At 40.0% G+C, this 11,418-nt stretch carries 11 protein-coding genes; 10 read left to right on the plus strand and 1 reads right to left on the minus strand.

Going from position 1 to position 11,418, the window contains the following annotated elements:
* Window positions 1-18 precede the first annotated feature (18 nt).
* The 10 genes from deoC to deoD all read left to right on the plus strand — a co-directional run bounded on the left by deoC (window position 19) and on the right by deoD (window position 10,300).
* Window positions 19-681, plus strand: coding sequence for a deoxyribose-phosphate aldolase (gene deoC, locus IGL49_RS00610; RefSeq protein WP_104854634.1), 663 nt, complete (start codon window positions 19-21; stop codon window positions 679-681).
* A 37-nt stretch (window positions 682-718) separates the two neighbouring features.
* The gene (locus IGL49_RS00615) at window positions 719-1,114 is read left to right on the plus strand and encodes a cytidine deaminase (RefSeq protein ID WP_104854633.1); all 396 of its coding nucleotides are present in this window, start codon (window positions 719-721) and stop codon (window positions 1,112-1,114) included.
* Window positions 1,115-1,209: 95 nt separating this feature from the next.
* Complete coding sequence (locus tag IGL49_RS00620; protein WP_104854632.1) at window positions 1,210-2,283, plus strand: BMP family lipoprotein; 1,074 nt, start codon at window positions 1,210-1,212, stop codon at window positions 2,281-2,283.
* Between the two features lie 53 nt (window positions 2,284-2,336).
* Window positions 2,337-3,422: a BMP family lipoprotein gene (locus IGL49_RS00625; RefSeq protein WP_002356169.1), complete on the plus strand. Its 1,086-nt coding sequence runs from the start codon at window positions 2,337-2,339 to the stop codon at window positions 3,420-3,422.
* Between the two features lie 205 nt (window positions 3,423-3,627).
* Window positions 3,628-5,196, plus strand: a complete 1,569-nt coding sequence (locus IGL49_RS00630) for an ABC transporter ATP-binding protein (RefSeq protein WP_002383844.1) — start codon at window positions 3,628-3,630, stop codon at window positions 5,194-5,196.
* Entirely contained in the window at window positions 5,189-6,322 is a 1,134-nt protein-coding gene (locus IGL49_RS00635; RefSeq protein ID WP_002356171.1) for an ABC transporter permease, read from the plus strand. The genes IGL49_RS00630 and IGL49_RS00635 overlap by 8 nt, the downstream gene beginning before the upstream one ends.
* Window positions 6,322-7,275: an ABC transporter permease gene (locus IGL49_RS00640; RefSeq protein ID WP_104854631.1), complete on the plus strand. Its 954-nt coding sequence runs from the start codon at window positions 6,322-6,324 to the stop codon at window positions 7,273-7,275. Before IGL49_RS00635 ends, IGL49_RS00640 begins: the two co-directional genes overlap by 1 nt.
* Before the next feature lie 298 nt (window positions 7,276-7,573).
* Window positions 7,574-8,740: a phosphopentomutase gene (gene deoB, locus IGL49_RS00645; protein ID WP_002356179.1), complete on the plus strand. Its 1,167-nt coding sequence runs from the start codon at window positions 7,574-7,576 to the stop codon at window positions 8,738-8,740.
* Between the two features lie 16 nt (window positions 8,741-8,756).
* Window positions 8,757-9,575, plus strand: a complete 819-nt coding sequence (locus tag IGL49_RS00650) for a purine-nucleoside phosphorylase (protein ID WP_104854630.1) — start codon at window positions 8,757-8,759, stop codon at window positions 9,573-9,575.
* Window positions 9,576-9,592: 17 nt separating this feature from the next.
* Window positions 9,593-10,300, plus strand: a complete 708-nt coding sequence (deoD, locus tag IGL49_RS00655; RefSeq protein ID WP_002359338.1) for a purine-nucleoside phosphorylase — start codon at window positions 9,593-9,595, stop codon at window positions 10,298-10,300.
* Between the two features lie 38 nt (window positions 10,301-10,338).
* On the opposite strand, the gene IGL49_RS00660 is transcribed toward deoD, so the two are convergent.
* A complete protein-coding gene (locus tag IGL49_RS00660) occupies window positions 10,339-11,277 on the minus strand; it encodes an iron-hydroxamate ABC transporter substrate-binding protein (protein WP_104855108.1) in 939 nt (312 codons plus the stop codon).
* Between the last annotated feature and the right edge of the window lie 141 nt (window positions 11,278-11,418).

Raw genomic sequence — 11,418 nt, forward strand, 5'->3', positions numbered from 1 at the left:
AAAAGAGGAATTCTCATCATGGAATTAAACCGCATGATTGACCACACTATTTTGAAACCAGAAGCGACAGAAGCCGCTGTCCAAAAAATTATTGACGAAGCTAAGGAGTACAACTTTTTCTCTGTATGTATCAATCCTTGTTGGGTCGCTTTTGCTAGCGAGCAATTAGCAGATACCGACGTCGCTGTGTGTACTGTTATTGGCTTTCCTTTGGGGGCAAATACACCAGAAGTTAAAGCATACGAAGCAGCTGATGCGATTAAAAATGGTGCGAATGAAGTGGATATGGTGATTAATATTGGTGCATTAAAATCACAACAATACGATCAAGTACGTCAAGACATTCAAGGCGTAGTAGATGCAGCCAAAGGAAAAGCGTTAGTCAAAGTGATTATTGAAACAGCATTATTAACAGACGAAGAAAAAGTTAAAGCGTGTGAATTAGCCAAAGAAGCGGGTGCCGATTTCGTTAAAACATCTACTGGTTTCTCAACAGGCGGCGCTAAAGTAGCAGACATTCGTTTAATGCGTGAGACAGTTGGTCCTGATATGGGCGTTAAGGCTTCTGGTGGCGTGCATAACGCAGAAGAAGCGCTAGCAATGATTGAAGCGGGGGCAACACGTATCGGTGCAAGTACGGGTGTAGCAATTGTTTCTGGAACAACTGGCGAAGGGTATTAATTCGTATTTCAAATAGAACGAAGGTGTGGCGAAAAAGATGACAGTAAAACAAGAATGGCTTGATTGTGCCGGAGAAGCATTGGCACACGCCTATGTACCGTATTCTAACTTTCCCGTGGGCGCTTGCTTAGTGACTGCAGACGGGAAAATGTATCAAGGAGTCAACATTGAAAATGCCTCCTTTGGTTTAACAAATTGTGCAGAAAGAACGGCGATTTTTAAAGCCATTTCAGAAGATGAACGGAGCTTTCAACATTTAGTGGTAGCAGGTAATACAGAGGCACCCATTTCTCCATGTGGCGCTTGTCGTCAAGTAATGGCTGAATTCTTTGATCCACAAATGCCGGTCACGTTAGTTGGCAAAGATGGCGCGACCAAAACAATGACAGTTGCGGCATTATTGCCCTATTCATTTACAGATAAAGATTTTTAAAAAAAGGACATAAGGTTTCGTTGGGCTCAAAGTAGATTTCAATAGCATAAATGCGAATGAAATAATAGATAAAATAGTAGGGGGCTTTTCGGAAAGTGAAACAAGTAAAATTTTTAGGTCTAGGATTAGCGGCAGTTGCCTTAACCATTGGGTTAGCTGCATGTGGCGGCAATAGCAAAAAGAACGCCAATACAAAAGGTGATCCACAACATAGTGTCGTAATGGTCACAGATACAGCCGGTATTGATGACAAATCTTTTAACCAATCTGCGTGGGAAGGAATGCAAGAGTGGGGCAAAGAGCACAAACTTCCAGAAGGACCTCAAGGGTATGCGTATATTCAATCAAATGAAGCATCTGATTATACATCAAACATTGACCAAGCCATTTCAAGTCAATTTAAAACGATTTTTGGCATTGGCTATTTACTAAAAAATGCAGTAGTAGATGCAGCGGACGCCAACCCAGAAACGAATTTCGTTCTGATCGACGATACAGTTAACGGGAAAAACAACGTCGCTTCTGCAACGTTTAGAGATAATGAATCTGCGTATTTAGCAGGTGTAGCAGCAGCCAACACTACAAAAACCAACAAAGTAGGATTTATCGGTGGGGTAGAAGGACCTGTTATTGGCCGTTTCCAAGCTGGTTTTGAAAAAGGTGTAGCAGACGCTGGCAAAAAATTAGGCAAAGATATTCAAATTACGTCTACTTATGCAGGGACATTTGCAGACGCTTCAAAAGGACGGGCCTTAGCTTCTTCTATGTATCAAGCAGGTGCCGACATTATTTATCACGCAGCGGCGACTACAGGACAAGGAATCTTCCAAGAAGCCAAAGCGCTAAATGAAACAGGTTCAAAAGGTAAAGTTTGGGTGATTGGTGTTGACCGTGACCAAAACGAAGACGGTAAATATACAACCAAAGATGGCAAGGATGATAACTTAACGTTAGCTTCAACTATTAAAGGTGTAAATATTGCTGTGAAAAAAATCTCTGATCTTGCCTTAGAAGATAAATTCCCTGGCGGCGAACATTTAACTTATGGATTGAAAGATGGCGGTGTTGATTTAACAACAGAAGCCCTAAGCGATCAAGCCAAAACGGCAGTTAAAGAAGCCAAAGAACAAATCATCTCTGGTGACGTAAAAGTTCCAGACCAACCTTAGAAACAACTTAGTTGTTTAAATACATTAAACTATTTTTAGGAGGCTTTACAGAAATGAAAAAAGCAAAATTATTCGGTTTTAGTTTGATTGCATTAGGTTTATCAGTTTCACTTGCAGCATGTGGTGGTGGCAAAGGCAAAACTGCTGAAAGCGGCGGTGGCAAAGGGGATGCAGCGCATAGTGCTGTAATCATTACAGATACAGGCGGCGTGGATGACAAGTCGTTCAACCAATCTTCTTGGGAAGGATTGCAAGCTTGGGGTAAAGAACATGATTTACCAGAAGGTTCAAAAGGGTATGCATATATTCAATCGAATGATGCAGCTGACTATACAACCAATATTGACCAAGCGGTATCAAGTAAATTCAACACAATCTTTGGTATTGGCTACTTGCTAAAAGATGCAATTTCTTCTGCAGCAGATGCCAACCCTGATACAAACTTTGTTTTAATCGATGATCAAATCGATGGCAAAAAGAATGTCGTTTCTGCAACATTTAGAGATAATGAAGCAGCTTATTTAGCCGGTGTTGCCGCTGCGAACGAAACAAAAACGAACAAAGTCGGTTTTGTTGGTGGTGAAGAAGGGGTCGTAATTGACCGTTTCCAAGCTGGTTTTGAAAAAGGTGTGGCTGATGCTGCGAAAGAATTAGGTAAAGAAATTACTGTTGATACAAAATATGCGGCTTCATTTGCTGATCCTGCCAAAGGGAAAGCTTTAGCTGCTGCAATGTACCAAAACGGCGTTGATATCATCTTCCATGCTTCTGGTGCGACTGGACAAGGAGTCTTCCAAGAAGCAAAAGACTTGAATGAATCAGGTTCTGGCGACAAAGTTTGGGTAATCGGTGTTGACCGCGATCAAGATGCTGATGGTAAGTACAAAACAAAAGACGGCAAAGAAGACAACTTCACGTTAACTTCAACGCTTAAAGGTGTCGGCACAGCGGTTCAAGATATTGCCAACCGTGCATTAGAAGACAAATTCCCTGGTGGCGAACATTTAGTTTATGGATTAAAAGATGGTGGCGTTGACTTAACAGACGGCTATTTAAACGACAAAACAAAAGAAGCTGTTAAAACAGCAAAAGATAAAGTAATCTCAGGTGACGTAAAAGTCCCAGAAAAACCAGAATAATTTAAGCTCCTAAAAGAAAAAAGAAGGGATCATTATTGTTCCTTCTAAAAATAAAGTGGTCCTTGGCAGCGACGGCTGCCAAGGAACCCCTTTATGATGTTTGGATTTTTAACTAAATAGTTGAGGTTCTTCAACTACTTAGTTAAGGGTCAAAATTACCCTCTAAAGTATTGCCAATATAATTTTGTTAGGAAGTGAATAGACCTTGTCTCAAGAAGAAAACGTAATTGAGATGCGTAAAATCACCAAAGAATTTGGGACGTTCAAAGCCAACGACCAAATTGATTTACAAGTAAAACCTGGTGAAATCCACGCACTGCTAGGTGAAAATGGTGCAGGCAAGTCGACCTTGATGAATATCTTATCAGGGCTATTGGAACCGACCTCAGGTGAGATTTATATGAATGGCGAAAAAGTCAACATTACAAGTCCTACTGCAGCCAATCGTTTAGGAATCGGAATGGTCCATCAGCATTTTATGTTAGTTGAAGCCTTTACTGTGACTGAAAATATTATCTTAGGTAGTGAACCTACCCATGGCGGTATTTTAGACCGGAAAAAAGCGAAAAAAGAGATTGAAGAAGTGTCTAAGCAATACGGGTTGGATGTAAATCCCAATGCCTATATTCGCGATATTTCTGTGGGTATGCAACAACGGGTTGAAATTTTAAAGACCTTATATCGTGGTGCGAACGTTTTAATTTTTGACGAACCAACCGCAGTATTAACGCCACAAGAAATTGATGAATTAATGATTATTTTGAAAGAACTAACCGATGAAGGCAAATCGATCATTTTAATTACACATAAGTTAGATGAAATTAAAAAAGTGGCGGACCGTTGTACGGTTATTCGCCGGGGGCAAAGTATTGGCACCGTCAATGTGAAAGACGTTTCTTCGCAACAGTTAGCCGATATGATGGTGGGTCGTTCTGTTTCCTTCAAAACAGAGAAAAAACCAGCGCAACCGAAAGAAACAATTTTATCAATTAAAGATTTAGTAGTGAAAGAAAGCCGCGGCTTAGATGCAGTGAAAAATCTTAGCTTAGATGTCCGAGCAGGGGAAGTTGTTGGGATTGCGGGGATTGATGGCAATGGACAAACAGAATTAATCCAAGCCTTAGCAGGATTAACCAAAGTCGAAAAAGGCTCCATTCATTTGAATGAAAAAGAGATTACTAATCGCAAACCTCGGGAAATTACGGAAATGGGTGTCGCCCACGTTCCTGAAGACCGACATAAATATGGCTTGGTATTAGAGATGACATTGGCTGAAAATATTGGCCTACAAACGTATTACCAAAAACCATACAGTTCAACAGGTATTTTAAACTATCGAATGATTAACAAACACGCCCGTGAATTAATTGAAGAATACGATGTACGGACTCCTAATGAATTAGTACCAGCTCGGGCGCTTTCAGGTGGGAATCAGCAAAAAGCGATTATTGCCCGAGAAGTTGACCGCGATCCAGATTTGTTGATTGTTTCTCAACCAACACGCGGTTTAGATGTCGGAGCTATTGAATACATTCATCGTCGACTAATTGAACAAAGAGATAAAAATAAAGCTGTTTTATTAGTAAGTTTTGAATTAGATGAAATTTTAAACGTTTCTGATCGTATCGCTGTTATTCATGCGGGGGAAATTGTCGGAATTGTTGATCCGAAAGAAACGACAGAAAATGAATTGGGCTTGTTAATGGCTGGCTACTCATTGGAAGAAGCCCGTGCTGAGTTATCAAAAGTAGAGGCAGGTGAAACTGTTGAATAATCGTTCTGAAAAAATAAGAAATATTTTAGTCCCTGTATTATCTGTTATTATGGGTTTCCTCTTAGGGGCAATTATTATGGTTATCTTTGGCTATGACCCAGTGGCTGGGTATCAAGCGATGTTTGAAACAGCTTTCCAAGGAAAGAAAAGTATTGGTGAGATTTTTGTCACCGCAGCACCGTTGATTTTTACCGCTTTAGGATTCTCGGTGGCAAATTCGGCTGGATTCTTTAATATCGGGCTTTCTGGACAAGCCTTATGTGGTTGGGTGGCTAGTATTTGGGTCGCTTTATCCATGCCTGATGCTCCTCGGATGATTGCGTTGCCGGTGGCGATTATTGTTGGCGCGGTTGCAGGAGCTTTAGCAGCAGCCATTCCAGGTTTCTTGCGTGCCTATTTTGGGACGAGTGAAGTTATTGTTACGATTATGTTGAATTATATTTTATTGTACACAGGAAATCATATTGCTAATAATGTCATGAAACCAAGTATTATGGCGAACAAAGGGATCACCAAAATGATTGGTGCAAATGCTTCATTACGCTCACCGTTTTTAACAAGTATCAGTGATGGCTCTCGTTTGAACATCGGCATTTTCTTGGCCTTCATTTTCCTTATTCTTGTGTGGTTCTTGATGAAAAAAACAACGCTTGGTTTTGAAATTCGGTCGGTGGGGTTAAACCCATTTGCTTCTGAATATGCTGGAATGAGCAGCAAGCGAACAATTATTTTATCCATGATGATTTCAGGAACACTGGCTGGTTTAGGTGGTGCGGTCCAAGGATTGGGGACTTTCCAAAACTTCTTTATTCAAAACACATCGTTGAGCATTGGGTTCGATGGTATGGCCGTGTCTCTATTAGGAGCAGGTAGCTCAATCGGGATTTTACTTTCCGCATTACTGTTTGGAATGTTAAAACTTGGTGGACAAGGAATGCCGTTGATAGCTGGTGTACCAACCGAATTAGTTGATGTTGTTATTGCAGCGATTATTTTCTTTGTGGGAATTAGTTATTTAATTCGTTTCTTGTTAGCAAAAGCGTCTGGTAGTAAAAAAGAAGTAGCGATTGTAGAAACAATTGAAGCGGCGCCAGACAAAAACAATCAAGAGGGGGGAGACATCTAATGGATTTAGCAACAATTTCCTCAATCATCACGCAAACATTAGTGTATGCAACTCCGCTCATCTTGACAGCATTAGGCGGAACGTTCTCAGAACGAAGTGGTGTGGTTAATGTTGGTTTGGAAGGTATTATGGTAATGGGCGCTTTCAGTTCGGTCATTTTTAACTTGACGTTTGCTGATACATTTGGCGCAGCCACACCATGGATTGCTTGTTTAGTAGGAGGCCTTGTCGGGATTGTCTTTTCTCTCTTACATGCTGTTGCAACCATTAACTTACGAGCAGATCATATTATCAGTGGTACTGTCATTAACTTGATGGCACCGGCGCTAGGGGTTTTCCTAGTAAAAGTTATTTATCAAAAAGGACAAACAGATATGATTACACAATCATTTGGTTATTTTTCTTTCCCAGGATTGTCAAAAATTCCAGTGATTGGTGAACTATTCTTTGCGAAAACCTCTTTGCCAGCTTTCGTAGCAATTTTGATTGCGATTTTAGCTTGGTTTGTCATTTATAAAACACGTTTTGGCTTACGGTTACGTTCTGTGGGGGAACATCCACAAGCGGCAGATACATTAGGGATTAATGTCTACTTAATGCGTTATTCTGGCGTCTTGTTATCCGGCTTCTTAGGCGGTATGGGCGGAGCTGTCTTTGCTCAAAGTATTGCGGGTCGTTTTGGGATTACCACAATTGCAGGACAAGGGTTTATTTCAATGGCCGCAATGATCTTTGGTAAATGGAATCCACTTGGGGCAATGGGCGCAGCCTTATTCTTTGGCTTTGCACAAAACTTAAGTATTGCTGGGGAAAACCTACCAATTATTTCAGAAATTCCAAAAGTTTATCTACAAGCAGCACCATACGTATTGACCATTTTAGTCCTAGTTGTGTTCTTCGGAAAATCATCGGGACCAAAAGCGAACGGGAAAAATTACGTCAAAACGAAATAAGAAAAAAGACCTTCGTCATAAATTGACGAAGGTCTTTTTTCTTAAAGATAATTAAGCAAATAGCTTAAAAAGAAGAGTGTGAAGAGACACCTCTATTAGCGACCTTTAAGCACCGCTAAAATCGAAGGAAGCAGTGAAAATTTTAATGCTCTTTCAGGCAATAATAGCGGATTCATGGTATAATTGAAGAGCTGAGAATAAATAGATTATTCTGTTTGATTCTCGAGACTATTTAAAAGGCTAGCGTAAAATAATTGTCATTCTTGACGTATTTACGACCTTAGAGGAGGAAGCAAGTGTGTTTAAACGTGTTCATTTAATCGTACTAGATTCAGTCGGTATTGGTGAAGCACCAGATGCTGAAAAATTTGGAGATGTCGGCAGTGATACACTGGGTCATATTGCCAAAGAAGCGGGACTAACCATTCCTCATTTAGAAAAACTTGGATTGGGAACTATTGCTCCTTTAACAGGTGTTAAAGCAGTGGCAGACCACGATGGCTATGCCACCAAATTAGAAGAAATTTCTGTTGGAAAAGATACTATGACCGGTCACTGGGAAATTATGGGTTTGAACATCAAAAAACCTTTTCGGGTATTTCCAAACGGCTTTCCTGAAGAGTTGCTGAAACAAATTGAAGATTTTTCTGGGCGAAAAGTTGTTTGTAACAAACCATATAGCGGGACAGCAGTCATTGATGATTATGGCGAACATCAAATGAAAACAGGGGATTTAATCGTTTATACTTCAGCAGACCCTGTTTTACAAATTGCGGCGCATGAAGACATTATTCCATTAGAAGAATTGTATAAAATTTGTCAATATGTTCGTGACATTACGAAAGACGAACCTTATATGATTGGGCGGATTATCGCCCGCCCGTATGTTGGCGAACCAGGTAATTTCACTCGAACCAGTAACCGTCATGACTATGCTTTAGATCCTTTTGGCCATACTGTTTTAGATTCGTTGAAAGAAAATGGCAATGATGTGATCGCTGTTGGGAAAATTAACGACATCTTTAATGGACAAGGAATTACTGAAGCTATCCGCACGAAGAGCAATATGGATGGGGTGGATCAATTATTAACAGTCATGAACAAAGATTTTACAGGTTTAAGTTTTACTAACTTAGTGGATTTCGATGCGCTGTATGGCCACCGTCGTGATGTAAAGGGCTATGCAAAAGCTATCGAAGATTTTGATGGTCGTTTGCCAGAGATTATGGCAGCTATGGCCGAAGATGATTTACTTTTAATTACAGCAGATCATGGGAATGACCCAACTTTCCCAGGAACAGACCACACACGTGAATATGTGCCTTTATTGGCTTATAGTAAAAAAATGACAAAACAAGGCAGCCTGCCACAAGGATTTTATTCAGATATTTCAGCAACGATTGCTGAAAACTTTGAAGTTCCTGCAACGGAAAACGGGCAAAGCTTTTTAAATCAATTACAATAATTCGAGGAGGCAACACATGACAACGTTAACGAATCATTTAAACGAAACAACTGAGTTTTTGAAAGAAAAAGGGGTACAACAAGCAGACTTCGGTCTAATCTTAGGTTCTGGGTTAGGTGAATTAGCCAATGAAATAACCGATGCGATTGCTATTCCTTTCTCTGAAATTCCCCATTTTTCTGTTTCAACAGTCGTTGGACATGCTGGACAATTAGTTTACGGAACGCTTTCTGGAAAAAAAGTTTTGGCGATGCAAGGACGTTTTCATTATTATGAAGGACATTCGATGCAAACGGTCACTTATCCCGTTCGTGTGATGGCTGCTTTAGGCATTCATTCAATGATTGTAACCAACGCAGCTGGTGGCGTAAATGAAACATATACACCGGGGAATTTGATGTTAATCAATGACCACATTAATTTTACAGGCGATAATCCGTTAATTGGTGAAAATGATGAAGAAATCGGGCCGCGTTTTCCAGATATGAGTCATGCTTACACGCAAGAATATCGGGAAGTGGCAAAAAAAGTGGCTGCGGAACAAAATATTGATTTAAAAGAAGGCGTGTATATGGGCTTTTCTGGTCCAACATATGAAACGCCTGCAGAAATTCGGATGTCACGGACGTTGGGTGCAGATGCAGTTGGGATGTCAACTGTTTCGGAGGTCATCGTAGCTGTGCATAGTGGCATGAAAGTATTAGGCATCTCTTGTATTACGAATTTAGCAGCTGGTATGCAAAGTAGCTTAAATCATGCAGAAGTAGTTGAAACAACTGAACGCGTTAAAGGACAATTCAAAGAGTTAGTGAAAGCAACACTAGCAGCTTTATAAAAAAGGAGTAAATCAGAATGAGTGTGCATATCGAAGCAAAACCAGGTGAAATTGCCGATAAAATTTTACTACCAGGGGATCCCCTCCGAGCAAAATATATTGCGGAAACTTTTTTAGAGAATCCTGTCTGCTATAATCAAGTTCGTGGGATGTTAGGTTATACAGGAACGTATAAGGGACAGCGTGTTTCGGTTCAAGGGACAGGGATGGGGATGCCTTCAGCAGGTATTTATGCCCATGAGTTAATTAACTCTTACGATGTGAAGAAGTTAATTCGTGTTGGTACGTGTGGTTCTATTTCAGAAAAAGTCAACGTTCGTGAATTAGTTATCGCACAAGCAGCAGCGACACCTTCTTCCGCGATTCGCAATGATTTTCCTAAATATGATTTTCCGCAAATTGCGAGCTTTGATCTTTTACTCAAATCTTACGAAATTGCCAAAGCAAAAGGCTTTACTACCCATGTTGGTAACGTATTGTCAGATGATGTTTTTTACAAAGATAGCTTAGATGATGTCTTTCGTTTAGGTCGATACGGGGTATTAGCGATTGAAATGGAAGCGGCAATGTTATATTATTTAGCAGCAAAATTTGATGTAGAAGCATTGGCGATTATGACGGTGAGTGATAGCTTGGTGACAGGTGAAGAAACAACGGCAGAAGAACGCCAAACGACGTTTAATGAAATGATTGAAGTTGGTTTAGAAACGGCAATTGCTAATTAAAAAAATGCTTGGATGAAAACAATCATCCAAGCATTTTTTTAATTTAAGAGCGCTTTTTTTACATCTTCAACAATTTGGGTATTCGCAATAGGTCCGTTGTATAACCAACTACTTTTTTTATCATAGGTATGAACTTGGTTATTTTTCACAGCAGGTAAGTTCTTCCAAATTGCTTCTTGGAAAAGAGGTGCTGATTCATCACTATTTACAAGGAAAATATGGTCTGCGTCAAGCTCAGCTAATTTTTCTAAAGAAACTTGATTCCAATCTGCAGTAGCATTTTTAGAAATTTCTTCCACTAATTTTGGAACTTGGAGACCTAAATCCTGATAGAGCACGGTTCCGCTTGAGCGATTATTGCTAACCATAAAGACTTGGTTGTTGGTTACCCATAAGACTGCCGCAGATTTGCCAGCATCCTTTTTTCCAAGGTCTTCTTGGACGCCTTTGGTTAAGGTATTATAATCTTCTACCACTTTTTTCGCTTGTTCTTTTTTATCTAAAACAGTGGCAATATCTTCCAATTGATCACGCCAGGTGACATTTTCGCCGTTTTTGACTACATAAGTTGGCGCAATTTTGCTGTATTCTTTGTATTTACCGCCTTCAACTAGAGCAGATGAACTGATTAATAATAAGTCAGGTTCAAATTTTAGAACCGCTTCATATGGCAAGTCATAGGAAATAGTGGGGACATCTTTCAATTCTTTCGCTAAATAATCTTGAATGCTGCCTTGTCCAACTGTCCATTGTGCCACTGGTTTTTCTCCTAATGCAACTAGATAATCTTCTAAATAGCTCGCAATAATCCGTTTGGGTTTCGCGGGGACGGTTACTTTATTGCCTAAGGTATCTGTTACTTCATGTGTTTTGTCAGCGTTGTTGGCTTCTTTATTCGTGTTACCACAAGCTGCGAGTAAGAATGAACCAAGAAGAAGGGTGGTACCAATTAGGACCGTCTTTTTTAAAAGTTTCATTGTGTAACTCCTTTATTTTTAGTTGATAACGATTCTCATTATCAGTTAAAAACGACCGTTTGTCAATCAGCGCTTGCTTTTTTGAGCAAATAAGTTGCATTTTTTAGATAATTCGTTTTTTTGATTGGAAGAAACATTGCT

This window comes from Enterococcus sp. DIV1337a (assembly GCF_051712285.1).
In the GTDB taxonomy this organism is placed as follows: Bacteria; Bacillota; Bacilli; order Lactobacillales; family Enterococcaceae; genus Enterococcus; species Enterococcus faecalis.

Bases quoted from the DNA above. Each gene is read 5' to 3' on its own strand.
- deoC (WP_104854634.1), top strand. From the start codon at position 19: ATGGAATTAAACCGCATGATTGACCACACTATTTTGAAACCAGAAGCG.
- IGL49_RS00615 (WP_104854633.1), top strand. From the start codon at position 719: ATGACAGTAAAACAAGAATGGCTTGATTGTGCCGGAGAAGCATTGGCA.
- IGL49_RS00625 (WP_002356169.1), top strand. From the start codon at position 2,337: ATGAAAAAAGCAAAATTATTCGGTTTTAGTTTGATTGCATTAGGTTTA.
- IGL49_RS00640 (WP_104854631.1), top strand. From the start codon at position 6,322: ATGGATTTAGCAACAATTTCCTCAATCATCACGCAAACATTAGTGTAT.
- IGL49_RS00650 (WP_104854630.1), top strand. From the start codon at position 8,757: ATGACAACGTTAACGAATCATTTAAACGAAACAACTGAGTTTTTGAAA.
- deoD (WP_002359338.1), top strand. From the start codon at position 9,593: ATGAGTGTGCATATCGAAGCAAAACCAGGTGAAATTGCCGATAAAATT.
- IGL49_RS00660 (WP_104855108.1), bottom strand. From the start codon at position 11,277: ATGAAACTTTTAAAAAAGACGGTCCTAATTGGTACCACCCTTCTTCTT.